Origin of the sequence: Chryseobacterium indologenes (assembly GCF_001295265.1) — a bacterium.
GTDB classification, from domain to species: Bacteria; Bacteroidota; Bacteroidia; order Flavobacteriales; family Weeksellaceae; genus Chryseobacterium; species Chryseobacterium indologenes_A.
In genome coordinates, this window is sequence record NZ_LJOD01000006.1 from 131,694 (window position 1) to 158,212 (window position 26,519).

General features: G+C 38.5%; 16 protein-coding genes and 1 tRNA gene. 10 read left to right on the forward strand and 7 right to left on the reverse strand.

The window, feature by feature from the left end; genetic code table 11:
- Positions 1-13: 13 nt before the first annotated feature.
- Positions 14-3,352 carry a DEAD/DEAH box helicase gene (locus AOB46_RS10890; protein WP_062699200.1) on the reverse strand — a complete coding sequence of 1,113 codons (3,339 nt, stop codon included), beginning with the start codon at positions 3,350-3,352 and terminating at the stop codon, positions 14-16.
- Between the two features lie 139 nt (positions 3,353-3,491).
- Between AOB46_RS10890 and AOB46_RS10895 the strand changes: the two genes are divergently transcribed.
- The 5 genes from AOB46_RS10895 (at position 3,492) to AOB46_RS10915 (ending at position 10,098) form a co-directional block, all read left to right on the forward strand.
- On the forward strand, positions 3,492-4,289 hold the full coding sequence (locus tag AOB46_RS10895; protein WP_062699202.1) for an SDR family oxidoreductase: 798 nt from the start codon (positions 3,492-3,494) through the stop codon (positions 4,287-4,289).
- 70 nt (positions 4,290-4,359) lie between these two features.
- Positions 4,360-5,274 carry a helix-turn-helix domain-containing protein gene (locus AOB46_RS10900; protein WP_062699204.1) on the forward strand — a complete coding sequence of 305 codons (915 nt, stop codon included), beginning with the start codon at positions 4,360-4,362 and terminating at the stop codon, positions 5,272-5,274.
- A gap of 157 nt (positions 5,275-5,431) precedes the next feature.
- Positions 5,432-6,490, forward strand: coding sequence for a 3-oxoacyl-ACP synthase III family protein (locus AOB46_RS10905; protein ID WP_062699206.1), 1,059 nt, complete (start codon positions 5,432-5,434; stop codon positions 6,488-6,490).
- Positions 6,491-6,723: 233 nt separating this feature from the next.
- Positions 6,724-7,719 carry a T9SS type A sorting domain-containing protein gene (locus AOB46_RS10910; protein WP_062699208.1) on the forward strand — a complete coding sequence of 332 codons (996 nt, stop codon included), beginning with the start codon at positions 6,724-6,726 and terminating at the stop codon, positions 7,717-7,719.
- Between the two features lie 399 nt (positions 7,720-8,118).
- Positions 8,119-10,098 (forward strand): sensor histidine kinase, encoded by a 1,980-nt coding sequence (locus tag AOB46_RS10915; RefSeq protein WP_185113864.1) that lies wholly within the window; start codon positions 8,119-8,121, stop codon positions 10,096-10,098.
- Between the two features lie 11 nt (positions 10,099-10,109).
- Here the strand turns inward: AOB46_RS10915 and AOB46_RS10920 are convergent, their stop codons facing one another.
- Positions 10,110-11,312, reverse strand: a complete 1,203-nt coding sequence (locus tag AOB46_RS10920; RefSeq protein ID WP_062699212.1) for a winged helix-turn-helix domain-containing protein — start codon at positions 11,310-11,312, stop codon at positions 10,110-10,112.
- Positions 11,313-11,695: 383 nt separating this feature from the next.
- Here AOB46_RS10920 and AOB46_RS10925 point away from each other — a divergent pair.
- Positions 11,696-11,767: transfer RNA gene (locus tag AOB46_RS10925), tRNA-Arg, on the forward strand.
- A gap of 126 nt (positions 11,768-11,893) precedes the next feature.
- On the opposite strand, the gene AOB46_RS10930 is transcribed toward AOB46_RS10925, so the two are convergent.
- Entirely contained in the window at positions 11,894-14,749 is a 2,856-nt protein-coding gene (locus AOB46_RS10930; protein WP_062699214.1) for a T9SS type A sorting domain-containing protein, read from the reverse strand.
- The gene (locus AOB46_RS23640; protein ID WP_062699215.1) at positions 14,697-15,041 is read right to left on the reverse strand and encodes a hypothetical protein; all 345 of its coding nucleotides are present in this window, start codon (positions 15,039-15,041) and stop codon (positions 14,697-14,699) included. Before AOB46_RS23640 ends, AOB46_RS10930 begins: the two co-directional genes overlap by 53 nt.
- A gap of 1,045 nt (positions 15,042-16,086) precedes the next feature.
- Between AOB46_RS23640 and AOB46_RS10940 the strand changes: the two genes are divergently transcribed.
- The gene (locus tag AOB46_RS10940) at positions 16,087-16,722 is read left to right on the forward strand and encodes an NAD(P)-dependent oxidoreductase (protein WP_062699217.1); all 636 of its coding nucleotides are present in this window, start codon (positions 16,087-16,089) and stop codon (positions 16,720-16,722) included.
- 52 nt (positions 16,723-16,774) lie between these two features.
- On the opposite strand, the gene uvrA is transcribed toward AOB46_RS10940, so the two are convergent.
- The gene (uvrA, locus tag AOB46_RS10945; RefSeq protein WP_062699219.1) at positions 16,775-19,567 is read right to left on the reverse strand and encodes an excinuclease ABC subunit UvrA; all 2,793 of its coding nucleotides are present in this window, start codon (positions 19,565-19,567) and stop codon (positions 16,775-16,777) included.
- Between the two features lie 720 nt (positions 19,568-20,287).
- Here uvrA and AOB46_RS10950 point away from each other — a divergent pair.
- Both AOB46_RS10950 and AOB46_RS10955 read left to right on the forward strand, forming a co-directional pair.
- Entirely contained in the window at positions 20,288-22,099 is a 1,812-nt protein-coding gene (locus AOB46_RS10950) for a TonB-dependent receptor plug domain-containing protein (RefSeq protein WP_062699221.1), read from the forward strand.
- Between the two features lie 71 nt (positions 22,100-22,170).
- On the forward strand, positions 22,171-22,887 hold the full coding sequence (locus tag AOB46_RS10955; RefSeq protein WP_062699223.1) for a DUF2490 domain-containing protein: 717 nt from the start codon (positions 22,171-22,173) through the stop codon (positions 22,885-22,887).
- Here AOB46_RS10955 and AOB46_RS10960 read toward each other — a convergent pair.
- Both AOB46_RS10960 and AOB46_RS10965 read right to left on the reverse strand, forming a co-directional pair.
- A complete protein-coding gene (locus AOB46_RS10960; protein ID WP_062699225.1) occupies positions 22,884-23,330 on the reverse strand; it encodes a phosphohydrolase in 447 nt (148 codons plus the stop codon). The genes AOB46_RS10955 and AOB46_RS10960 overlap by 4 nt on opposite strands.
- A 201-nt stretch (positions 23,331-23,531) precedes the next feature.
- A complete protein-coding gene (locus AOB46_RS10965) occupies positions 23,532-23,867 on the reverse strand; it encodes a YegP family protein (protein ID WP_062699227.1) in 336 nt (111 codons plus the stop codon).
- An 814-nt stretch (positions 23,868-24,681) separates the two neighbouring features.
- Here AOB46_RS10965 and AOB46_RS10970 point away from each other — a divergent pair.
- Positions 24,682-26,442 carry a hypothetical protein gene (locus AOB46_RS10970; RefSeq protein ID WP_062699229.1) on the forward strand — a complete coding sequence of 587 codons (1,761 nt, stop codon included), beginning with the start codon at positions 24,682-24,684 and terminating at the stop codon, positions 26,440-26,442.
- The last annotated feature ends 77 nt before the right edge of the window (positions 26,443-26,519 follow it).

A 26,519-nucleotide genomic window follows, 5' to 3' on the forward strand; every position in this document is an offset into this window, starting at 1 on the left:
GAAATTTTTATCATCATTTTGAATCTAAAATATCCAGCAGATCGTTTTTGGAAAGCTTCTGAATACCTGCACCATCTGTTTTAATAAGATTTTGAGCCAGTTCATTCTTTTTCTTCTGCAGAGTCAATATTTTTTCCTCAACGGTATTGGTGCAAATCAGCCGGACTGCAATAACATTTTTGGTCTGCCCGATACGATAGCTTCTGTCAATGGCCTGGTTTTCTGCCGCAGGATTCCACCACGGATCTACCAGGTAGATATAATCAGCTTCCGTAAGGTTAAGCCCAACTCCTCCGGCCTTTAAGCTGATCAGAAAGACGCGCACATTTTCTTTTTCCTGGAAGTTTTTGACTGCTTTACCGCGGTTTTTGGTTTGCCCGGTAAGGTATTCAAAAGATATATTACGTTCTTCAAGTTCGGTTTTCAAGAGATCCAGCATCTCTACAAACTGGGAGAATACAAGAATTTTATGATCTTTTGATTTACTTTCAATCTGTTCCATCAGGATTTCTGTTTTCACTGAATGTTCACCGGAATACCCCTCTTTCAAAAGAATAGGTGAATTACAGATCTGCCGGAGTCTGGTCAGTCCGGTAAGAACATGCATACTGTTCTTGTTTAGCTCATCGTCATCATTGGCTGCTATAAACTCACGAAGCTCTCTTTCATAAGCATCATAAATCTTTCGCTGCTCACTATTCATTTCACAGTAAATCACCATTTCTGTTTTCTCAGGAAGCTCTTTGGCAACCTGTTTTTTGGTCCTGCGGAGGATAAACGGCTGTATTTTCTTCTGAAGCTCCATGGCGCGTTTGCTGTACTCAAATTTGTCAATAGGAACGGCATAAATGTCCTTGAAATACTGTTTGCTCCCCAACAGTCCGGGACAGGCAAAAGATAGCTGGCTGTAAAGATCAAACGTATTGTTTTCAACTGGGGTTCCGGTAAGGACAAACCTGTTTCTTGATTGCAGAAGGCGGGCTGCTTTGTATCGTTCAGAATCAGGATTCTTAATTGTCTGTGATTCATCAAGGAAAATACAGCTGAAATCAAAGTTCTTCAGGAAACGAATGTCGGAAAGCATCATCCCATAGCTGGTAAGCACAATGTCATAATCAGTCATATGGTCTGTGGTTTTTGCTCGGTCAGAGCCATAATGGACCAGTACCTTTAGAGTAGGGGCAAATTTTCTGATCTCTTCCTGCCAGTTAAAAAGGAGAGAGGTAGGGACTACTATCAGATGGGTTTTGAAGCCCCGTTTTTCCCTCTGAGCCAGAATAAAGGCAATAATCTGAATGGTTTTTCCAAGTCCCATATCATCAGCCAGGCACCCTCCGAAATTAAATTCGTCCAGAAAACTCAGCCAGTTCAGCCCGTCATGCTGATAGTCCCTTAATACAGCATGTAATCCATCAGGAATCTCAATCTGAGGAATATTTTTAACAGATGAAAACTGAAACGAATACGAAGCAATTTCCTGCTGTACCTCTTCACTTAATACCTCTTTTTCAAAGAGTGAAGAAACTTCTGTAAAATTGATCTTAGGGAATCTTAGCATCTCCTCATTAATTTCTCCTGCCTGAAAATAAGCGGAAATACGGCTGATCCATTCCTCAGGAAGAATTCCCTGTGTACCGTCATCAAGCTGTACAAATCTGCTTTTGTTCCGGATTGCCCTGTGAAGCTGCTTTAAAGCTGCATCTTTCTCTCCGAAACTTACTTTCAGCTTTGCATTGAACCAGTCCACGCCGCTGGTGATCCGTATATTGACCTTTGCCCGGTTAGGATTGAGCTTATTATTTTTTAGTTCATTAAAGCCTAAAATCACTATGCCCTCATTCTGCCAGGTTTCAAATGCATTAAGAAACCAGTGTTCATCCAGAAATTTATCCCTGTGAAGGTAAAAATATTCGTATCCGCTCATCTGTTCTTCAAATTCAGGGTGCTGCTGCATAACCAGAGAAGTAAAGCGTGCCTCGGCATGTTCGTTCCTGCTCACTTTAAAAGGATTGCCATTCTGATCCGTATCAAAAAGCTGTTTTTTTGAGTACACCGGGACTTCTGCCATTCTATACTTCATGACGGGAGTTATGGCAATATAATTTCCCTGTTCACGAAGATAGATGACCCTTTCGGTCTGATATTTTTTTTCTTCAAGCTGTACTTGTGTTGCAGGGCGTATATAGCTGTAATTGATATGGATAATCTGTTCAAGAGAAGAAAGCACCGTCTGCATGAATTCTTCATATTTTGAAGAATGAACCAGAAGGATCTCATGATTAGCTTTAAAGAACTTAATAACCCTTAACATATCCGGATGATCCACAAAACAGAAGGTGTTTTTACTGTAAACGAAACATTCATTCCGGAGTACTACATTTTTAAAAGGTACAGAAGCATCATTGAACAGAAGCTCTCCTGTAATTTCATAAAACGGATCTTTTTTAAAGACATTCAGCTGAATTTCGCCTTGCAGGATCTCAAGCTTTACAGGGATAAGTGACTTTGCAGACAGAGTTTCTGAAAGGTCTTTGTCATGATAATAGACATCAAGATTAAGAGGGTTGTGAACAATTAATCTGAGAGCATCCAGTTCCGAGGTTGTGTAATCCTCACTGTAGTTATTCTGAAAAGAAGAGACTGCGGTATAAAACCTGATCTCGGAAGATTCCTCTGCTTTCCAGATCAGTGGCATGATATCCACAGTATGTACCGGGTTTTTTATCTTTCCGTTTTGAGTAGTCTCTGCTTCCATCAGAGAAAAATTCAGATGATTATAATAACGGTGCCTGCCAATGACCAGTATCTTTTTCCTGCCTGTTTCCTGAAGGGCAAGCTCGTTGATAAGAGAAGGACGCTGTGGCAGCAGATGCTGCTTGAAAGCATGTTCATCTATGGGAAGCATTTCTTTGATTCTGGGATGTACCTCAATTTTCCCGTCAAGATATTCAAGCCGGAAATAAACATCAAGGTCAGGTTCACGGTCCAGCCCGTAATTTTTTGCTTTGGAAAGCAGCAGCTTTCTTCGGATGAAGGGATCAAAAAAGACCTTAAAAGAATTGACCTCTAAAATACTATGGATGATTTCTGTCTGGTGTTCACAGAGTTTATTCCTGGTGCGACCGCAGCTGCAGGTACTGACCAGTGAACTTCCGATCTGGCTGACGGAAACAGAAGGAAAATCAAGGAGGGTTTTCTTCGTAAATACACCCGTATTATTTTCAATGGCAAGCGGATATACATCATGAAAATCCCTGATTTCTATAAATATGCTGCTTTCGGTATGTTTCAGAAGATCATACACAGAAAGTGTGCTGATGCTGGTATTTTCAAGAATATAGGCTGCTGTCATGATGAGCAAACTTACAAAAAACTGCTGAAAGAAAAGAAGAGAATGGAAGTCCGTTTTGGCTACATGTTTCCCCGTTTTGGCAACTCCTTACTTTTTCTTTTTGAAGAACTTTGTCCTGTAATTTAAATACAAAAATAAAATGAAAACAATTTTTATAACAGGTGCTTCAACAGGATTAGGAAAAGCAGTTGCGCATTTATTTCAAAGCAGAGGATGGAAAGTTATCGCAACGATGAGAAATACTGAGGCTGCCGGAGATTTATCCGGATTAGAAAATGTGACGGTTCTTCCGCTGGATGTAACTAACCTGGAGCAGATCCGTTCTACAGTAAGCAAAGCCACGGATCTTGGTGAAGTGGATGTGGTTTTTAATAATGCAGGATATGGTCTTATCGGACCTCTGGAAGCATTAACGGATGAACAGATTCTGAAGCAGCTGGATACTAATCTTTTGGGAGTAATTCGCGTTACACAGGCTTTTATTCCATATTTCAGAGAGAAAAATGAAGGGGTTTTTATCTCTACCACATCTATTGGGGGATTGATCGCCTTTCCTTTCGGGTCTACTTATCATGCTACCAAATGGGCTCTGGAAGGCTGGAGCGAGAGTATGGCTTTTGAGCTTGACCCATTCGGAATCACCATTAAAACAGTTTCTCCGGGCGGAATTAAGACGGATTTTGCAGGACGATCCTTAGATTCAGCAGTAAGTCCGGCTTACGAAGACATGCTTAATACCATGTTTTCAAATATGGGAGGGATGATGGAAACAGCTTCTTCTCCGGAACAGATTGCAGAAGTAGTATATGAAGCAGCTACAGATGGAAAGAAAAAACTGAGGTATGTAGCCGGGGAAGATGCTAAAGCCCTATATGCACAGCGTCTTGAATTGGGAGATGAGGCGTTCAGGGAACAACTTGGAAAACAATTTCTCTAAATCTATGAATATAACAGCATAAATCAGGCATTTATGCTGTTTTTAAACCTGTAATTTTTATCTTTATCATATGGAAAAGAAAGAATATATTCCGCTTAAAATCTCATCCATATCAGAGCTGCACAACATGCTTCGGCTTCCCAAGCCGCTTCATCCACTGGTAAGTTTGATAGACAATTCCAACATGAAGGTTAATAAAGAAATGCTGAACAGAAGTTTTCTCCTGGATTTCTATAAGATCTCCTACAAGTTTTCAGAGAACGGAAAGATGGGATACGGCCAGGGATATTATGATTTTAATGAGGGAGGAATGATGTTCACATCACCGGGACAGATTCTTTCTACGGATGCGGAAGCAGAGTACTGCGGGTATACATTATTGGTACATCCTGACTTCATCCGTAATTATCCTTTGGCAAAAAAAATTAAAACATTCGGTTTCTTTTCCTATGATACCAATGAGGCTCTACACCTTTCTGACCAGGAAAAAACAATTATAACCGGACTTCTGGACAATATAAAAAATGAGCTTAATACAGCCATAGACGAAATCAGTCAGGATGTGATTGTCTCCTATATTGAAGTTTTACTGAATTACAGCAACCGGTTTTATAAAAGACAGTTTATCACAAGGAAAGCTGTGGGAAGTGATTTGCTGTCTAAAATGGAAACCACTCTTGATAATTATTTCAACCAGCAGGAAACTCTTACCAATGGTCTTCCGACGGTGGAATTTCTGGCATCCAGTCTTCATCTTTCACCACATTATCTGAGCGATATGCTTCGTAACCTTACTGGACAGAATGCCCAGCAGCATATTCATGAAAAGCTTATTGAAAAGGCAAAGGAGTATCTTACTTCAACCAGCTTTTCAGTATCAGAGGTTGCTTATGCATTGGGATTCGGGCATCCGCAGTCATTTAATAAGCTCTTCAAAAAGAAAACAGATAAAACACCGCTAAGTTTCAGACAGTCATTTAATTAATCAATAGATTCATTCATAAAAAAGGGAAGTGATATGCGAAGGATATTAAATAAAGTGATATATTTCTGATTCAGATACAATATGGAGATAATTTACGTTATATTTATAAACCAGTTCAATTCAATAACGAAAAGAATTAAAAGGGAATATAACTTTCATGACAAGCAAAATAATAGGAGTAGGAAATTATATTCCGCCGGAAACCATCACTAATTTATTTTTTGATCAGCATCATTTTATCAATAAAAGCGGCGAATCATTAAAGGAGACTAATGCCGTTATTGCCCAAAAGCTTAAGGAGATCACAGGAATAGAAGAAAGGAGATATGCCTCCAGCCATCAGGTCACCTCAGATTTAGGATTGATTGCTGCACAGCAGGCTATAGAGGATTCAAAGATAGATCCTGAAACCCTAGATTACATCATCTTTGCCCATAACTTTGGCGATGTCCGTTTCGGAACAGTTCAGTCTGATACAGTTCCCAGTCTGGCTGCCAGGGTAAAACATCTTTTAAAGATTAAAAATAACTTTTGTGTAGCTTATGATGTGCTTTTCGGTTGCCCCGGATGGATAGAGGGAGTAATACAGGCTAATGCCTTTATAAAATCAGGAATTGCCAGACGCTGCCTGGTTATTGGTGCAGAAACGCTCTCCAGAGTGGTAGATATTCATGACAGAGACAGTATGATTTATGCTGATGGTGCGGGAGCTGTTATTCTGGAAGCCTGCAATAATGACTGCGGTATACAGGCTCACTTGTCTGCTTCGTACACCCTCAATGAAAAAGATTATCTGTATTTCGGAAAGTCATATAATAATGAAAGCTGTCCCGATACAAAATATATCAAGATGGATGGCCGGAAGATCTACGAATTTGCTCTCGTAAATGTACCTGAAGCCATGAAGCTATGTCTTGAAAAAAGCGGTTTTTCCATTGATGATATCAACAAGATTATTATTCATCAGGCAAACGAGAAAATGGATGAAGCCATTGTGAAACGTTTTTACCAGCTTCATAACAAGCCGATGCCGGAAAATATTATGCCGATGGTAATTGAAAAATTAGGGAACAGCAGCGTTGCCACTATCCCTTCTCTGCTGAAAATGATTTTAAACGGAGAGCTTCCTTTGCACCAGATCCGCAGAGATGAGGTGGTTTTGTTTGCCTCTGTAGGAGCCGGAATGAATATTAACGCGTTTATCTATAAATTCTGATACTCTCCAAAAGAATATATTTTTTTGCAATATCCGGGACTGTCTTTTTAGGCAGTCCCGGTATTTTTTCCAAATATGGACCGTGCTTAAAATAAGGATTTCTTTTGATATAAAAAATACCTGATTTTCAGGATAAAAAAATACTTTTTTTTAAGGATTGATGATCGCTGAGGTAAGATATAGATTTGTCATGAAAACATTTCATTATAAATCACTTCAGTAAACTTAAAAAAATGAAAAAGCTAAACTTTATTTTATTTGCTGTTATCGGAGTAATGGGTTACGCCCAGCCTTCAATAACGAGAGCAGGAGTAGACCGTATCAATGTACCTGCTACATTCAGGTCTGGTGATTTTACTGCTGCTTCCATCAATGCAGGACCTGCAGGCGCGAATATCACCTGGGACTTTTCTGCGTACAGCGCAGTGAATGTTATTACCTACACTACCAATGTCTGCCCGGGGCAGGCCAACTGTTTCAGGTTTTCCGGAGCTAACAGAATTACCAAACCGGCACAGGCAGAAGTTTATGATTTCACCGCTATGACAGATACCGAAGCAACGATGCTCGGAACTTATTCCGGACCAAGTGTTGGGGAAGGAACCTCAACCTATACCGATCCGTTAATTGAATATAAGTTTCCAATTACTTATCAGCAGCAATTTGATGACAACTATCAGTTCAATGGAGTTTCTGCGACCAGTAGCATGAGTGAATCAGGGCAGGTATCTTTCGTTGCGGATGGTTATGGAACAGTCATTACTCCTGTTGGGACGTTTTCCAACGTAATGAGGGTTAAAAGAATGAGATCAGCTACACAAACCATTCCGGGATTACCACCGGCAACCTATATCGTTGAGTCTTATCAGTGGATCAGCCAGAATGAAGGAGTTGTGTTGAGCTTTACGATCAATACTGCTACTTTTAATGGAAATACCAACACTACAAAATTACTGTCTTATCTTGTTCCCGGATCTTTATCAACTCTGGAAACAAAGAACATCCCATCAGATATTACAGTATATCCGAATCCGAGTGCAGATCTTGTTACCTTAAAATCAAAAGAAGATATTAAAAAAATAACAGTTCACTCTTTGGATGGAAAAGTAATTCTGTCTGCTGAAAACAGAAAGGATATTGATATTTCAGGTCTGCCTGAAGGAACATATATATTACAGGGAATTTTAAAGAACGGAACTTCTGTATCGAAAAAAGTGATTAAAAAATAAAAGAAATTTCATAGATCAGAAATGAACTACCTGAAAAGGAAAATAGAAATTTTATATTTGATTGTGTGACAGATCAGGAAGACAGCTATCCTGATATCTGAAAATTTCAGTTTCTAAAAATCAGTTTGAAAAGTAGTTTTTTAGTGGGATGGAGCTGGCAGAATTTTCTGACAGCTCTTTCCATTTTGGTAAAGTTACCTAGATCTAATACAGATAAATAAAAAATAGATGATGTATTGATTCTTATTGTATTTTTGAGTAGAGATTTTTAGTTCTCAATACAGTGATAAAAAAGTACTGCTAATAAAACTATCTATACCGGACATGAAGAGCAGCCTAAAAAATAATTCAGCACAACCGCGCAGATCCGTAATGTTCTTACAAAAAATAAGTTTTCTGATGATGGTAATTTTTACCGGACTTTTGTACAAAGCACAGCTGCCTCTTAATCACAAGGCTTATCATGACAGTCTTTATACAGCATTCAGGAATCAGAAAAATGACAGTGCAAAAGCCAGGACAGCCTTTCAGCTCGCTCATTACTGGGCCGTAAAAAGAGATCAGAATAAAGCGGAAAAATATCTGGCTGAGGGAAGGTCCTGCTTTAAAAATAACCGTTTCCTGCTTGGGATTTACTACAGCAGTGTCATTGAAGTATATCTGGATACAGATCCCGTTAAAACCCGTAAAGCGCTTCATAAGGCCGATTCACTGCTGTCCCTATTTCATACTTCAGATGCTTACTACACGCTGGCCAGATCCTGGTACAGTGAAGCGATCAATGCCCAGAAAGTGAATGACGAGAAGAAAGCCCTGGAAATTATCATCAGCAAAGTGATTCCCCTGATCAAAAAAAGTGGAAAAAAAGATTCTCTGGCTATGTTTTATTCACAGGTGGGAATCCTGCTGATGAATTCAGACCAATTGGAGAATGCAGAAGAGTATTTTTCCAGGATCATTGAGATGAAAAGAAGCCTTCCGGCCAATAGCAATATTCTGGTGAGAGCTTATATCTATTCCGCTGAAGCATTTGTTTATGGCAAAAAGCTTCCTCAAGCCAAATCCAGACTGGATGAAGCATGGAAAATACTGGCCAAAAACCCGGAATCTTCAGATTACGGAGATTATTATAAAGTAACAGGTAATTATTTCGAAAAGGCAGGAAAGCATGATGAAGCTATCCGCTATTATGACAAAGGGATAGAATTTGCAAAGAGCATTGAAGATACTTATCTGGAAAGTGATCTTGTGAGATACCGTCTCGGCCTTCTTTTTGATACCAAACAGTTTGACCAGGCTAAAAAAATGCTGAATCAGGTGATGCTCAGCAGCCGGTATATGGCAGATCTGGATAACAGAAAAGAAGTATATGGGCAGATGGCTAAGGTTTCTCACGCGTTAGGTCATAATGCTGAGGCTTATCAATGGCAGTTGAAATACAGCTCATTGAGTGACAGCCTGCATGTAGCCCGTTCCGATGAAGATATTGCAGAAATAGAAGCGAAATTTAAAAACTCTGAAAAAGAAAAAACAATAGCCCGGCTTCAGGCAGATAAAAAGCAAAATGCGCTGAACAGTAAAAATCAGAAACTGACCAGCTGGATATTAGGAATAGCAGTTACCACACTTCTGGTAGGAGTCTTTTTTCTGGCCTATTATTATAAAAGTGCAAAAAAGCTGGCGAAACAAAAGGAAATTAACCATGAACAGCATTTAAAAGAAATGGAAAACCAGCACCGGCTGACTCTTGTTCAGGCCATGTTGGGAGCAGAAGAGCGTGAGCGCCAGCGGATAGGGCGTGACCTGCACGATGGCTTGGGAGGAATGCTGGCAGGAATCAAAATGAATCTTTCCCAACAATCTCAATCAGAATATCATAATCTGAACACGGTCATCAGCAGGCTGGATGAATCTGTTACAGAACTCAGGCGTATTGCCCGAAATATGATGCCTGAAAGTCTTTTGAAAATCGGGTTGGAAACTGCCTTGCGCGACCTTTGTGAATTACTGCAGAGTGATGAAACTGAGATTGACTTCCAGGCTATAGATATCAGTGAAAATATTCCGGCCGCCACACAGATGCATATTTATCGTATTGTTCAGGAGCTTCTTTCCAATGCTGTACGTCACGGCAGCCCTTCCCATATCATCCTGCAGTGCAGCCAGAATCATAACAGGTTTTACATCACGGCAGAGGATGACGGGGTAGGATTTGATACCCGCCTGATTGAAAAAAGCCCGGGAATTGGTTTTAGCAATATAAAAAACAGGATTGCTTACCTCAAAGGAACGATGGATATCACATCTGCTGAAAATGAAGGAACAACTGTCAATATCGAACTTGATATAGAAGCAGGACGTCAGAATAGGATGATCTGATCAATCGACTGTTATTCGTGCGAATTCAGTGCGGAGCTGATGGTTTCAGTAAACTCTGCCGGACTGACTTTTGTGAGATCTGTCAATTCACAACCGTTAAACACAGCAAAACGTCTTACAGATTCAATAAAAGGGTTCAGCCATACTTCCGTATTGATACGGGTATTTTCAATATGCAGATGGATGAGTTCAAGCCGCCTGTCTCTTCTGTGAGCTTTGCAGTCTACACGGCCGATAAAGGTATTGCCGGACAGGATAGGAAGACAGAAATATCCGTACTGTCTTTTTTCCTGTGGAGTGTAGCATTCAAGACGGAAGTCAAAATTGAAAACCTGGCTGATGCGGTCTCTGTGAATAATAGAATTGTCAAAAGGGGATAGCAGATGTATTCCTGAAGTAGGTTTTTTAAATGTTTTTTCTAATAGGTTATTCTGTATAAAGACAGATGACATGCCTTCAATCTCTATCTTCTGAATGCTTCCTTCCTGAAGCATAGACTGTAAAACCTCATTGATATTTTTCTTCAGTGTTTCCCCTTTCCTGAGATGGGTAATCTGCTTTAATGTGGTAAAGCCATAAGCCCGAAGATGGGTTTTTACAAGATATTCTGCCATTTCCATCGGAGAAGGCTCTGTGGTATCAACGGTTTGGGGCAGTACTCTCTCGCAGATATCATACATTTTCTGCATGCCGTTCCGTCCGCAGATCATTAGGTCTCCCTGCATGAAAAGCCTTTCTAAAGCTAATTTTGTAGGTTTCCAGTTCCACCAGCTGCCGGGCTTTTTGGTTTCACTCTCAAAATCTCTTGCCCTTTTAGGACCTTCAGTACGGATCACATTCAAAACATGCTGCATTACCTTCGGATCTGCCTTATAATAATGAGAATCACTGCGCCTGATGCTGTACATTTTGGGTAAAACAAAACGGAAATCCCTCATAGGAAGATAGGAAGCTGCATGAAACCAGTACTCAAAAACTTTACGCTCTTCTACCAGCTCATCCAGATAATCCGGCTGATAATCCGGAATCCTTGTCCAGAGTGTATGATGATGGGCACGTTCAACCATTGAGAGGGTATCAATCTGTACATACCCCAGATGCTCCAAAGCGTGGAGTACTGCTTTTTTTCCTTTCCCGAACGGATAAGGTTTTGTTAATCCCTGACATTCCAATGTTGCACGCTGTAATTGCTGCAGCGTTAATTCTTTTCCCATATTTAAAGCAATATACTGATATTTTCTGGTATCAATTGTAAGGGAAGAATGAAATTATTTTTTACCATAGTCATTTATTTTCATGTTAAATTTCTGTATAGATGTGAGCCTGGTTTTCCAAAGATTTATGCGACGTTGTTTACGTTAAAACCTTATCAGCTTCGATATTGTTCTTGTCCTAGTTATTATTTTAGGCGTGAAATAAGACCATCAACAGAACGGGAATAGGTGCTTTTCTTTTTGTGCTGAGAGAAAAATCTGTTTCCTACGATCGCGGAATTGGGACCGTTGACGATATTCTTGACTATTTCTTATAAAGTTGACCGTACTGAAATGGAATAGGTGGATTTTATTTAAATAATTTGTAATTTTAAACATTTACAGGTCCCATAGTTCAATGGATAGAATAGAAGTTTCCTAAACTTTAGATCCAGGTTCGATCCCTGGTGGGACTACAATAAAAGTATGTTGGAAGTTATTTTCAACTGTAAGGAGCTCCGAAAAGCTCAAGTATTCTCTGTATAGAAATATAAAAACCGGATGCCTGGCATCCGGTTGCTTAGTTTTATGATAGTCTGGTTTTAGTTTCTGGAAATACTCAGGTTAATGATCTGGTAATTTCCATTCTGCATATCAACCTGTACTTTATAAATACCGGTTGCGAGCTCAGAGACACTGGTTGTGCCGCCAGTGCTTGTGATCTTGAAGCGTTTTCTGATCTGTGAATTCATGTCGTAAATCGTAACATCCGTCTGGTTATTTATGAATTCAGGGCGGTTGTTGCTGTCAAGAAGATACAACTGAATCTGATGGTCGGCTGGATTCGGGGTAATTCCGAAGCCTCCTCCGTTGTTGTATTTTATGGTGACAGGCAGCTCTTTAAAGGCTGAGCAGCCACACGTGTTACAGGCTCTTACCTTCACTGTTCCATTGGTTGCATTATTACTTTTTACCTTAATTAAATTCTGGTTAGCAGTACTGGCTAACAATTCCCAGTTCGCAGGAGTTGTGGAGAAACTCTGAACCGTCTGGAAGTTGCCGGGTAATTGCCATTCATAGTGAGTAGCATTCTGTACAGGGTCTACTTCATATGTTAATATGGTAGATATAGGAGGATTGCCATTTGGCATTGGGAAAACAGTGATGGTTGATGGTCCGTAGATATCCGCAGGCTGAGCAGGTCCTCCTACCATTACTGCTGTTATAGAGCTTCTTTTACCACAGGTACCTCCTGAATTGACGATAACTGTTATTATGCTTACTCCGTGATATGTTGAGTTTGGATTTACTTTCACCGTGATGGTGGATGTTCCCTGTCCGGAAACCATCTGAAGGCCGTTTCCTACCATCCAGGTAATAGTCACACCAGGAACATTGATGGCGGGAATGCTGTAGGTTTGGTTCACTCCGGAACATACTCTGCTGGCGCCGGCTATGATCATATCTCCGCAAAATGCCGAGCAGTCTGTACTGCTGTAATTGGTACTGTTACTCAGCAGCTGTGATAGCTCATTTCCCAGGAAACCTCCGGTTTTATCACTAAAACTGATATGTTTGAAATTATTGTTTGATTCTGCAATAAATTCATGGAAGGGAGAGGTGAGTCCGCTGCCTTGCAGGTTACTGCTGGCGTATGATCTCTTATAATCCTGCAGCGTTAAACTGGCATTCGTTCTTTTAATGGCCAAAGCACTTGGTACCGGTATAAAATTAAAGACAGGATTTATGATATAATCAGAATCTATATCTGCCTTATAATAACCTCCCGCAAGATTTTCAGTAGGAAGTATCGTATTGCCGATATAACCTCTTTTATTGGTTACATCATAGGTGATTGTCCAATTGATCCCCAGCCAATTTACTCTGAATTTTTTATCGTATTTAAGGATACCCCGGTAAACTTCCCTGTCGCTATTAGTGGTCTCAGGGATCGTTTTGATCTGGAAATCAGCACGCACCTGAGAAGGAAGAGGAATGGTTGAGAATAATACAAGACCAAGGTTATTGGTGGTTGCTCCCCAGAACGTCATGGAAAGGTTAATTAAAGTACTGTTAAGTTCGTTTAATGAAGCTGTTTCTTCCTGAAAACGGAAAAGGTTGTCCCCCGCACTAAAGCCCTGGTTCATACCGCACATATTTCCATTGCTGATCGCTACATTACGGCTTTGTGAAGGGTATCCGAGGGCGTCAAATTCATTTTGCCAGTTCTGATGATAAGAAGTGTTGAGCTGCCAGTTGGGCGCGATATAATTTTTAGTCATTTGCAGGGCAGCAGGGCAGTCTACAATCGTTAACACATCGCTGCCTCCAAAGTCGGTAATGAAATTCTGGTTGAACAGTCCTATAATATCAAGAATAAATGGAACCACATGATCTCCCAATGCATGCAGGAACGGGTTGGAAGAGTATAGCTCGTTGGCATGGCGCAGCATATACTGGGCACCTACAGGAATATTGGCGCCATTAAGCGGCGAATCGTGGGCAATGAATAAACTTACCTGATGATTGTAGTTTTCCTGTTCCAGTTTTACCAATGCATATTTGCTGACCAATCCGCCCATGCTTTGTCCCAGAAGCACATTAGGTGCGGTGCTGCCATTGGCTGCTTTCTGATTGTTTACATATTTTATAATCTTTTTCAGGGTTTCGGCATTCTGTCTGATATCGCCTATGCCATTGCGCCAGTCAACATAGATAATATCGTATTTCTGGTTGTTTAGTAAAATATTCTTCAGCTCGGGAGAAGCATTTAGACTTGTTTTAAAATTAGAAAGAGAAAGATCTCCGCCTACTTTTTCAGGAGTCAGGGCACTGCTTAAATCAAATCCTTCAGCAACAATAAGCGGGCGTGTAATACGTTTGTCATTGTCGTTGATGTAATCTATGCGTAGGGTTGCACTATGTTTTCCATTGTTGATTTTAATATTGTTCAGATCCCCGAACAGACCTCCGATCTCGCCGATAATTTCTATAGGAAATTTAATTCGTTTGATCTTTCCGGAGGTTAAGTTTACCGAAAAAGACCAGCTGTATTTACCTTCTGTAGCATAATTAAGTGTTATGGGCTCATCTAACCTTAAGATCTGCTGTGGATGACCTCCTCCGAAATCAGCAGAAATAGACTGTATTTCTTCTGATGCATTTCCCAGCAAAAGCTCTTTAGGCAGAACAACATTGAATTTTAAAGAATTCATCCGGTTGATGGGTGCAGTAAGAACAAATATTTCATCTTCCTGATAAGGATTCTGCCATACGCCGTTGCTGTAAACATCTTTAAACTGCTGGTTTTCTATTGTTATTTTGTTTTCATTATAAGCGTTCATTGCAAACTTGGAGAATTTTGCATAAAGCCCCGAAAGAACAAGTGTAGGAGCTGTACTTTCCTCATTGTTGTATTCTTTCCTGTAGCTTACCCATCTGGCAGCCATTTCCTGCATGGTAGGGAGGTTTCTTAGTCCGTTTTCGTGAATAACTCCTGAAAAAGAGTTCTTTATACACGCTTCCATAAATGTGAATGTCTATTTCCTGTATTTTTTCACTGTTATATTGTTCTATATCAGTTAGTCCCCAGGCGTAATCGAGCAAAATACCATGGGGTATCTTCTCCCGTTCAAGTTTCATAAACGGTTCTGCCATTTTCTGGCTGAATCCCTCCATGTTTTCTTCTGTTTGTGCATGCATACCCAGTGTAAAAAAGCTGAGTAATAATAAAAGTAGTTTTTGTTTCATAAAATATTGGGTTTAGTTGGTTGTTCTATGCTGATATTGGTATAGGATGAATAACCGCAATACCGATATGTATTCTGGGAAAAAATGGCAGCAAGTTTAATAGCAGGCCTTTTGAAAGGACTGGAAAAAGGTTAAAGAAACGGAATTACAAGGGCAATAAGCCCCGTTTCAGAAGTTCTTTACTGGTGGTCTTTAAGCAGGAAGGCTTAATTCACGATACAGTAAATGAACCTGTTCAACATAATGAAGTCTCATCATTCTTAAGTGAACATGAAGGGCACTAAAAAAAACAAAGCGGTAACTTTTATCCAATATATAATAATTTTTAATACAAAACAAATCTAATTAACGTGAAATATTTAATATAATTCAATTATTAATGAATTTTATTCTGTTTTTTTGTTGAAAAGAAGGATGAACAGGGCGCAGGACAATGTTTTATCTATTTAAAAATTTGGTTTAAAATATAATTTTAAATAGACTATTTTTAGTTAAAAAATAATATTTTATTAATAAATTATGTAAAATATCCTTTTAAAACATATGGTCTATCTGATTATTTTTTCTGGTTCAGATATGCTTAGTCCTGACAAATAAAAAAGAATCCGCTCTTTAGAAGCGGATCCAATAGATAATACATCTCATTTTTTTAATTAGACAACAATAAAAAAGCACAGCCGACAATGCTGTGCTTAAATTTTTATTTCAAATTTAATTGCAATTTCAAAGCTGAAAAAGACAAAAAATGTTTTCACTTCAGTTGTATTACATAGTAAATGTAGTGATATTTTTAATACGATATATAAATTAAATGTTAAAATTTACGGTATTTTCATTAGTGACTCCTGAATCCTGAATGAAATCTGGAAATTTTACTATCTTTAAATCATCAAACTCGATTTGTAAATATTATCCACATTTCAGATGTACACTGTACCTGAAAACATAAGGTTCAGATTCCCTGAGCCTGTTATTTCTTATTTTTTTAACAGAAGTATCATAAAGAAAAAAATACTTTCTGTCATTTTAAATTAAACGAATCATTATGAAATCCAATACAATTGCCGTTATTGGCGGAACCGGAAAATCAGGGCGATTTCTGGTGCAAAAACTTATTAAAGAGGGATATCCGGTGAAATTGTTACTGAGAAATCCTGATTTTTTTACTTTAGCCCATCCTCTGATCGAAACGATACAAGGTGACGCAAGAGATTTTAATTCCATTAACAGGCTGGTTAAAGGCTGCCGTGCAGTTATCAGCACACTGGGACAACCCAAAGGGGAGCGTTCCATATTCAGTGATGCTGCACACAATATTATCGGAGCGATGAATCTTAATCAGGTAAAAAGATACATTGCAACAACGGGTTTGAGCGTAAATACACCTTTCGACGTGAAGAGTGAAAGAGTTAGTATGGCTACTGACTGGATGTATCAGAATTATACAGAAACTACTCAGGACAAACAAAAAGAATATGAACTTCTTTCGGAAAGCAATCTGGACTGGACTTTGGTAAGGCTGCCATTAATAAGGCTTACCGAACAACATTTTAAGACAGAAACAAACCTTGAGGACTGTAAAGGAGAGGGAATAGGTGCAGCAGATCTGGCAGAGTTTCTGGTCTCTCAGATTGAAGAAAAGGATTTTATAAAGCAAAGTCCGTTTTTGTATAATCTTTAAGATCGTTTCAATAAAAAACAGAGAATCATTTTTTTTGATTCTCTGTTTATATTTAGCTTTCAAGTTTTTCCCTGATATATTTAGCTGTGTGGGATTTTTTATTCTTCGCCAATTCTTCCGGAGTTCCTGAAAAAACAACTTCTCCACCGTGCTTTCCTGCTTCCGGGCCAATGTCAATAATATGGTCTGCGCATTTGATAATATCCGGCTGGTGTTCAATAACAATTACCGAATGTCCCAGATCAATCAGAGCCTGCAGAGATTTAAGCAGCTTTTGAATATCATGGAAATGCAGTCCGGTAGAAGGTTCATCAAAGATAAACAGGGTCTTATCAGTGGTTACTCCTTTTACAAGGAATGAAGCCAGTTTTACACGTTGTGCTTCACCACCTGAAAGGGTAGATGAGCTTTGACCAAGCTGAAGGTAACCTAGCCCTACATCCTGCAGCGGCCTTAATTTGGTAACGATCTTTTCTTCATTGTTATCTTTAAAGAACTCCAATGCCTCATTTACGGTCATATGAAGAATATCGGAAATGTTTTTTTCATCGAATTTTACTTCGAGGATTTCACTTTTAAATCTTGTCCCTTTACATACTTCACATTCCAGTTCAATATCAGCCATAAACTGCATGGATACATTGATCACACCTTCTCCTTTACATTCGTCGCATCGTCCGCCATCTACATTGAAAGAGAAATGTTTTGGCTTATAACCCATCATTTTAGCAACTTTCTGCTTAGCGAAAAGATCTCTTATGTCGTCATAGGCTTTAAGGTAGGTTACAGGATTGGAACGCGAAGATTTTCCGATCGGGTTCTGATCAATCAGTTCAATATTTTTGATCAGTCTTTTAGGGAATTCTACAGAATCGTAATCTCCTTTTTTACCCCCCATTCCAAGCTGAATCTGGATGTCATTGGTTAAGATTTCCTTCATCAGGGTGGATTTTCCGCTTCCGGAAACCCCCGAAATAACGACAAGGCTTTCCAGAGGAACGTCTACATCTATATTTTTAAGGTTATTCTGTCTTGCTCCTTTAATGTGAATCCATTCTTTGGCCTTTCTTCTTTTTTCAGGGACTTCAATTTCCAGTCTTCCGGTAAGGTATTTTGATGTAAGGGTATCAGCATTTTTAAGATCTGTATAATCTCCGGCAAACACCAGCTCACCACCAAGATAGCCTGCCTCCGGGCCAATGTCAATGATATAATCGGCTTCCCTCATAACGTCTTCGTCGTGTTCCACTACAATCACTGTGTTTCCTAAGTCTCTGAGGTTTTTTAAAACACCGATGAGGTTTTCTGTATCCCTTGAATGAAGCCCGATAGAAGGTTCATCCAGAATATAGATTGATCCTACCAATGAGCTCCCCAGACTGGTTGCCAGATTAATTCTCTGACTTTCACCACCTGATAACGTATTGGAAGTTCTGTTGAGAGTTAAATAGCCCAGGCCAACTTTTAATAGAAACTCAATACGTGTAGTGATTTCGTACATCAGTCTTTTTGCTATTTCCTGGTCATGTTCAGAAAGTTTAAGGTCCTGTATTAGCGGAAATAATTCATCCAATGGAAGTTCAATCATCGATTGAATATTGTGTCCGTCAATTTTTACCCAGCTTGTTTCCTCACGAAGTCTCAGCCCCTCACAGGTTGGACATAGGGTTTTTCCTCTGTATCGGGAAAGCATAACGCGGTATTGTATCTTGTACAGGTTTTCCTCCAGCATTTTAAAAAAGTTGTTGATGGAGGGGAAGCTGCTTTTCCCGTCACCTTTCCAGAGAAAATTCTTCTGTTCTTTGGTTAACTGATGATAAGGTTTATGGATAGGGAAGTCACCTGCTTTTTTGATAAATTCTTTTTTCCATTCGCTCATCGTTTCGCCTTTCCAGGAAACAACGGCATCTTCATAAACGGATAGGGTCTTATTCGGAACAACAAGATCTTCATCAATCCCGATTACTTTTCCATATCCTTCACAGGCAGGGCAGGCCCCGTAAGGATTGTTAAAACTGAAAAAATGAACATTCGGTTCTAAAAATTCTATTCCGTCCAGCTCGAATTTGTTGGAAAATTCTTTGACTTTTCCGGTATCTGTGTTTTTCAGTGAACAGTAGCCCCGTCCTTCATAAAATGCCATCTGAATAGAATCGGCAAGACGCTGAAGGAAACTTTCATCTTCTTCGTAAGAAAAACGGTCGATCACCAGATTGATAACCATTCCTTTTTCAGGAAGAAATCCAAAACTTTCAAGGTCTTCAATTCCGGCCAGATTTCCACTGATTTCCAGTCGGGTAAATCCTGCCAGTTTTAATACATTCAGAGTTTCCCTGAAGTTGTCTGTGTCATATTCCAAAGGAGCGGTCAGTAAGAATGAAGTATCTTTTTTGGAGGCTTTGATAAAGTCTACCACATCAGATACCGTATCTTTCTTCACTTCTTCACCTGAAACGGGAGAAAAGGTTTTCCCGATCCTCGCGAATAAAAGTTTCATATAATCATAGATCTCGGTAGACGTACCTACAGTAGACCTTGGGTTGGAAGAAATAACCTTCTGCTGGATGGCAATAGAAGGAGCAAGCCCTTTGATGTCATCTACCTTTGGCTTTTCTAATTTCCCAAGGAACTGACGGGCATAGGAGCTTAAACTTTCAACGTACCTTCTCTGTCCTTCGGCATAGATGGTGTCGAAAGCCAGTGAGGATTTCCCGCTTCCTGAAACGCCCGTGATTACAATCAGTTTATTTTTAGGAATCAGTACGTCAATGTGTTTCAGATTGTTAAGATGGGCATTCTTAACGAAAATCTGCTTTTTTATATCTATTTCTGTTGTTTTAGCCATATTTTTCTTCCTTAAATTTTCTGTAATCCTACTTTGATTTTTATATTCTTTATTTAGAAATGCCTATAAAAAACAGGGAAAGAAAGATTATTTTCATCGTAAAATTAAGACCCACAAAATTACGAATTTTTGGTGAAAATAATAGGCTAAAATAGGTCCTTCAACAGAATTAAATCAGGTTGAATTTTTACCTTCTGTAAAGATTATCAAGAAAGAGCTTTGAAATAAGTATTTAACAGTCATAAGATTATATGGTTGTCATATTATTATTCTGCTTTCAGTCTTCTTTACAATTTTAACTATATTTTTCCCAGGTCGCTATTGTTTTTTATTTTAAAATTATTTAAAATTGCATTCATAAATATGTAATATAGAAATGAGAAAATTTTTCAGAGATCTAGTTACACATTTAATGAGAAAAAGATAATTACTCCCTCACACAAGCTGTCTCTATGAGATAGCTTTTTTATTTCTGCCTTCAATATATGCTGAAATAATAATCCATTGCTTTATACAATCAATAGACTTGATTCTATTCTTTATTCTCTCTTAAAATCAGAAATTTCAAAATAAAGCTTTGTATAAAAAATATAATATTACGGTCAGAAATAATTTTAGATTACAGTTTTTATGATAACTATCATTTGGCTGTGTTAACGAACTCCCTTACTTTTGAAGCCGTTATAAAGAAACTGACTTCAAGGATAAAAACGGATAGTTATGATCAAAAAGATTGGAAGTATATTTTTACTGGGATCAATGGTTTTGGGCAATGCACAGGATAAAATCACAGATATTGAAAATGTGGAATTTCAGGGAAAATTTATTTCCACACCCTATAAAAGTGCGAATCAGAATATTGCTGTAATCACCAAAGAAGATATTGCCAGCTCTCCTGCAAAAAGTATTGATGAGATTCTTCAGCAGGTCCCCGGAATGGATATCAGAAGGAGAGGTGCCAACGGGGTGCAGAGTGATATCGGCTTCAGGGGAAGTTCTTTTGAACAGGTTTTGCTTCTTCTGAACGGCATCAGAATGAATGATTCCCAGACCGGGCATAATTCTATGAACATTCCTGTAGATCTGGAAGATGTAGAAAAGATTGAGATCATCAAAGGTCCGGCTGCCAGAAGATTCGGACAGAATGCATATGCCGGGGCTATTAATATCATCACCAGAACCCATCCCGGGAAACGGGTGAAAATCAGTGCGGAAGGTGGTGATTACGAAACTTACGGATTCGGGTTCAATGCACAGATGGGAAATGAAAAGTTTTCTAACTCACTTCAGGCTAATTCAGCTTCTTCACAGGGTTATATGTACAATACTGATTATGAGATCAGGAATGTATTTTACCAGAGCAGACTGAACATCAAAAACGGAGATCTTAAACTACAGGCAGGCTTTTCTGAGAAGAAATTCGGGGCCAACGGGTTTTATGCTTCTAAAGCAGCTACCGAACAATATGAAGAAACTCAGGCATCTGTTATAAGCCTTGCCCATCAGCAGAAATTCGGAGATGTAAAGCTTAGTTCAAATGTTTACTGGAGAAGAGGACAGGATATGTATCTATATGACAGAAATAAGCCGGATGGCTACCGCAATATGCACATCGGGAATAACGTTGGAGGAGAGGTAAACAGCAGCTATCAGTGGGCGCTTGGTACTACCGGTGTGGGTGTCGAGCTCAGAAAGGAGCTTCTGGCAAGTAATAACCTGGGAGAAAGAAACCGTTTTGTATCCCAGGTATTCTTTGAGCATCATTTCTCATTATTGGATAAAAAACTGAACATCAGCCCGGGAATCTCGTGGGCCAACTATTCTAAAGAAGGTAACTTTTTTTACCCGGGATTAGATGTAGGATATAACTTCAACCTGAATCATAAAGTTTACGGAAATATTGCCAGAGTACACCGTGTTCCTACCTTTACCGATCTTTATTATGTAAGTAAAACTGAACAGGGAAATCCTGATCTGCTTCCTGAAAATGCCGTTTCCTCGGAAATTGGGTATCAGTTCCAGAATAGCAGAATTTTGGCTAAAATAAGCGGATTCATGAGGAATTCCAATAATTCGATAGATTGGGTTAAAAAGACCCTGAAAGATCCGGTGTGGTATGCTCAAAACGTAGGGAAAATTGATACGAAAGGGTTTGAAGCAGAGGTTAGCCATAAAGTATCTGACTGGCTGAAATATACGGTTGGATACACTTATATAGACAGTAAAATAGGGGCAACCAATGAATTGGTTTCGAGATATATTCTTGATAATCTGAAACATCAGGTTATTGCCAAACTGGAAACCCGGTTTCTCAGAAATTTCACTAACGAACTGGTGTACAGATATAATGAACGCCTTGGATTGGGAACCTATAATCTTGTTGATGAAAAGCTGAGTTTTGCCCAAAAAGACTTTTCCGTATATGTTTTGATTAATAACCTGACCAACACAAAATATACCGAAGCCTTTGGGGTGGAAATGCCGCAGCGATGGTTTCATTTGGGCCTCTCTTACACGATTAACATTAAATAAATGTTAAGGTGATATTAATGAAAATTAATATTAATAAATTGTTAAATCTGCTATTTTTGCAAAAATTTTTTATGAAACTTTTTTTAAGCCTGAGCTTACTTTTCAGTATGGCCTTTATCAAAGCACAGGAACACATTTCCAGCTTCAATGCAGTGACCCTAACCTATAAGTTTCATCCCAAATTTTTCCTCTATGGAGAAGGCCAGCTTAGAGGCAATGAAGATTACACATATCCCGATTATTATGAAATTAAAGGAGGAATAGGATATAATCTTACCAAGAATCATAAACCTTTTGTAGGTCTGGGAAGATATGTGAACTACAAAGACCATAAATTAAGCAGAGAAGAATTCAGGGTATGGCTTCAGGATGTCATCGATTTTAAAAAAGGGATCGTGAAATTTGAAAACCGTTTCCGTGTAGAGAAAAGCTGGTTTTATGAGCCTGCTGCCGATAAAGTTTCCCAAAGAATGCGTTACAGATACCGTTTGAATATAAGTGTTCCCCTGAATTCAAAAACCATTAAGAAAGGAACTATTTTCGCCAATGCTTACGATGAGATGTTCCTGGTAAGCCCAATGAAACCAACTTTTGCAAGAAACAGGGTGTACGGAGGCTTCGGGTACCAGATTGACGATTATTTCGGAATTCTGACAGGCTATTTATGGCAGCGTGAGTTTGAAGCAAAAGGAAATAAGAATCTTCATTTTATTTATCTTGCTTTAAACATCAACATTGATGGTACTGACCATCCTACAAAAACCTATGATTTCCCGGGAGCGGATTAATATTTTTCAATCAGATAGCGATAAGCTTTCAGATATTTATTGAATCTTTTGATATCTTTAGGAGTAAGCTCCCTGTTTACTCTTCTAAGGTCCATGTTATCCCTGAGGTCATTAAGCTTTACAGCGACAGCCAGAGGTGATCTTTCGGTTCTTTTGATAAACTCGTCATAATCCTCTTCAGGATCAAATTTGGTCAGGCAGCTGACTGCAAAAATAATATACTCCGGGAAGCCTTCACTTCTTAAATAATCGAAGCTGAACTCTGCCGGATGATCTTCCACTACGTCATGGAGTACTCCTACGATCTTTTCATCCATGGTTTTACCGTATTCCATAACCCGCATAACGTGGGCAATATAAGGAGCGTGGTATTTATCTGTTTGTCCTTTATGTGCTTTATCAGCTATTTTAATTGCTCTGTGCAGCAGTTCTTCTTTTGTCATTCTATAGAAAATATAGACTGCAAAAATAAAAAAATGCCTCAAAAAACATGAGGCATTTATAAAGATTATTTTTTATTAAACGGAGTTTGGATTAAGGAAGTTAAGAACAAAAGGCCTGAAGATGGAGGAAGGTAGAGCGGAAGTGGTTATCATCAATTTTCTCATCTCACCTTCCGGCTTCAGATCTTTTATCCCGATAGGTTACTGACCGCTTTCATCTTCCACAAGAGCAGTCGGAGCATTATTTTTTACGGATCCAATGCCGTTTTCCCTTCCGTTTTCAGATTCATACATCTGGCTGGTTCCTATAATCTGTCCGTTTCCGGCTTTTAAATTAAAATAAGACCGTCTGTCTTTTGCTATATTCCGTTCATATTTTGAATCATCCTGAGAATGGATTTTTACAGACTCTATTCCGTTTTGGCAGGACGCTTTGGAAGCGTATCCCTGGCTTGTCAGAATAATCTGACCGTTTCCGGCTTTTAAACTGAACTGAAAATCATGGTCTGCTCTTTTTGAAATAATAAATTTTCCCATAGTAATAGTTTTTTGATTGTATAGTTTTTGGTTATAATAAAGTTAGCAAAAAATAAGGAAACCTATGGGCTGCCTGTTTCCATAATTATGTTTTTCTCAATAATAAATATGTATATTTTTAATATTTAGTGTGTGATTTAGTGAAAATATTATTTATTAAATAGGATTAAGTATTTATATATTCATTTTATAATCTATTTTAAAGTGATTTTTAAGGTCATAAAAAAGAACGCTTGATACTTAACATCTTTTATTTTTTAACAATCTGATTTATAGTTGTTTATTTTTTTTATTAATAACATTTTTTATTACAAAAAGTGTAAAAAAATCATTGTTTTTGAGGGACTGTTTTTGTGTATTTATTTCTGTTGATGTAATTTTAGAATGAAATTAATCAAAAGAGTTAAAAGTGAAACTATTTATAATATATGAAAAAGAAAGTCTTATTTTTTTCTCCTGGCTTTCTCAGTCAGTTTATTATAGCATCAGGCAGCGATAAAGAAACTGGTATGCGTATATAGCGGAACAGAATAAAGCTTTTATCCAGAAAAATGAAAGTCCAACACTAAGATAGAGGGAAAAGTAGAATAGTAGAGGATAGGTCCGGCTTTTGCCGGGCCTTTTTTATGAAATTATGATTAATTAGATCCGCTAACTCGTTGTATCGTTAATGACAACTCAACCGTAACATCTGATATTTTTAGAGGTATAAATTCAGATATAAACTTAATAACCGGAAATTAAATTCCCGAAAATAGGGATTGTGTTTTTAGGAAATAATCTTATATTGCATTTGTAACAAAATCACCATCTGATGAAAAATTTAAATTTCCTGATACTCATAGTATCACTTTTATTTCTGCAGGGCTGCAGAACAGAATTTGAGTCTGAACAGACTACCCACAACGAGTATACCCCTTCCCGGAAGATTGTATCCCTGAAAGAAGCCGGCCCTTTTAAGGAGTATATTGACGCCCGGAAATCCGGCAGCGCAAAAAATACCCTGAGCAAAACAGGCTATGATCTGTTATCTGTTCTTTCAGACAGCTCTAAGATTGCCATTATTATTAAGGATTCCGTTATTTCTTATAGTACGGTAATCAGGCATCCTGACCGTTCTTCCGATGTGCTGGTGTACAGCATAGACAGCCAACAGCGCAGTATTGCCTTCAGGGCAGAATATACCCCGGCAGACCGGACCAAAAATTATAAAATTGATAACTTTACCGGAACCGTAATGTATGAAACCCTGGATGGGGAATATATGGGAACCTTTAGACTGAAAAACAGCATTACGGTACCCGGATCCGGAAACCCAAACAGCTATGCCGGGAAATCGGAGGATTGCACCTACGAGCTTAATCTTATTGAAGTAAGATGCAGTGAGGACCTGCATAACCCCAACCAGGCAGGAGGATGTACCGCAGACACAAAACCTTATTATATCCTGGAAATGTGGAAGAAATGCAGCAACTTTTCTGTAGCACAGTTTCCTAATATGGGAGCTTATGAAGGCAGCGGAGCCAACGGCGGCGGAAGCAATGGTGAAGTGCCCGTTGATGTGCCTATGGAAGATTGTTTTAATATCGTTCTTGAAAATAATAATTTCCCTCCCCTTAGCCCCGAACAATATACCTACATACAAAACCATCCCCATACCGGGAGTGTTTTGCTAGGCAGCATGGGTGTTATGTTCTCTGATAACCAGAGACGTTTCACCTTATGGCTGATTGATTACCTAAGACAGAATAATACATGGGGACTTACGGATTTTGAGGGTTCATTGAAAATAGTAGATTTTTCTCAGTTTGGACAAGGGTTTTTGATGGGGAGTTCTGATCCTGCTTTATGGGGGCAATTCGAAGACTGGTTTTTAACGGATCCATTAGATGGAAGCTTACAGAATGAATTGCTGGAAGATTGGGCTGAACCTGATAGGGTAAGACCAACCACTAGATTTAAAAATCATGCGAAACTAAATGGTATTTATAATAAAATTAAAACGGCTTCAAGTTTTGATAAAATTTTGAAAAATTTTACTCCTGAAGGGTCTGTTGCTCATCTAATTTTTGATATTGGACCGACAAAGAAACCGAATTCAGATGCTGAAACTTCAGAACCTGTAAATTATTGGATAAAAATTGTCTTCAACCAAAATAAGGATTGGGCTAGTAAACCAAAAGTCATAATAGCAGGAACGTTTATGCATGAATTAATACATGCAGAAATTTTAAGACAACTATTAGCAGTTGCTAATACTAATGGAAATATTGATTACGTCACGCTGTTAGAGTATGCAAAAAATCATAAACATATTGAGCTATTCAATGCTTATGTAAAAGCTAAAACCAATGATGCAGATTTTCAACATCAATATATGGCCGAAAAATATGTTACAACAATTGTTAATTTCTTAAAGCAAGTTTATGGAACTCAATATACCGATGTAGAATATAAAACTGTTGCTTGGATGAGCAGTCTCAAAGGAACAAGGGCATGGAACTTGTTACCTCAATCTGAAAAAGACTTATATATAAATACTTTTAACACAAATTACTGGATATGGGAACTTTAAATAAATTTTTAATGCTTTTAGTTTTTATCAATATGGGTTTTCTGTACTCGCAAAGTTGTATCATTAAAGTGAGTAAA

Excerpts from the sequence above, each read along its gene's own strand:
- AOB46_RS10950 (WP_062699221.1), top strand. The coding sequence starts at position 20,288 with ATGATCAAAAAGATTGGAAGTATATTTTTACTGGGATCAATGGTTTTG.
- AOB46_RS10920 (WP_062699212.1), bottom strand. The coding sequence starts at position 11,312 with ATGGGAAAAGAATTAACGCTGCAGCAATTACAGCGTGCAACATTGGAA.
- AOB46_RS10940 (WP_062699217.1), top strand. The coding sequence starts at position 16,087 with ATGAAATCCAATACAATTGCCGTTATTGGCGGAACCGGAAAATCAGGG.
- AOB46_RS10905 (WP_062699206.1), top strand. The coding sequence starts at position 5,432 with ATGACAAGCAAAATAATAGGAGTAGGAAATTATATTCCGCCGGAAACC.
- AOB46_RS10930 (WP_062699214.1), bottom strand. The coding sequence starts at position 14,749 with ATGCAGGAAATGGCTGCCAGATGGGTAAGCTACAGGAAAGAATACAAC.
- AOB46_RS10965 (WP_062699227.1), bottom strand. The coding sequence starts at position 23,867 with ATGGGAAAATTTATTATTTCAAAAAGAGCAGACCATGATTTTCAGTTC.
- AOB46_RS10955 (WP_062699223.1), top strand. The coding sequence starts at position 22,171 with ATGAAACTTTTTTTAAGCCTGAGCTTACTTTTCAGTATGGCCTTTATC.
- AOB46_RS10890 (WP_062699200.1), bottom strand. The coding sequence starts at position 3,352 with ATGACAGCAGCCTATATTCTTGAAAATACCAGCATCAGCACACTTTCT.
- AOB46_RS10915 (WP_185113864.1), top strand. The coding sequence starts at position 8,119 with ATGATGGTAATTTTTACCGGACTTTTGTACAAAGCACAGCTGCCTCTT.
- AOB46_RS10900 (WP_062699204.1), top strand. The coding sequence starts at position 4,360 with ATGGAAAAGAAAGAATATATTCCGCTTAAAATCTCATCCATATCAGAG.
- AOB46_RS10895 (WP_062699202.1), top strand. The coding sequence starts at position 3,492 with ATGAAAACAATTTTTATAACAGGTGCTTCAACAGGATTAGGAAAAGCA.
- AOB46_RS10960 (WP_062699225.1), bottom strand. The coding sequence starts at position 23,330 with ATGACAAAAGAAGAACTGCTGCACAGAGCAATTAAAATAGCTGATAAA.
- uvrA (WP_062699219.1), bottom strand. The coding sequence starts at position 19,567 with ATGGCTAAAACAACAGAAATAGATATAAAAAAGCAGATTTTCGTTAAG.
- AOB46_RS10970 (WP_062699229.1), top strand. The coding sequence starts at position 24,682 with ATGAAAAATTTAAATTTCCTGATACTCATAGTATCACTTTTATTTCTG.
- AOB46_RS23640 (WP_062699215.1), bottom strand. The coding sequence starts at position 15,041 with ATGAAACAAAAACTACTTTTATTATTACTCAGCTTTTTTACACTGGGT.
- AOB46_RS10910 (WP_062699208.1), top strand. The coding sequence starts at position 6,724 with ATGAAAAAGCTAAACTTTATTTTATTTGCTGTTATCGGAGTAATGGGT.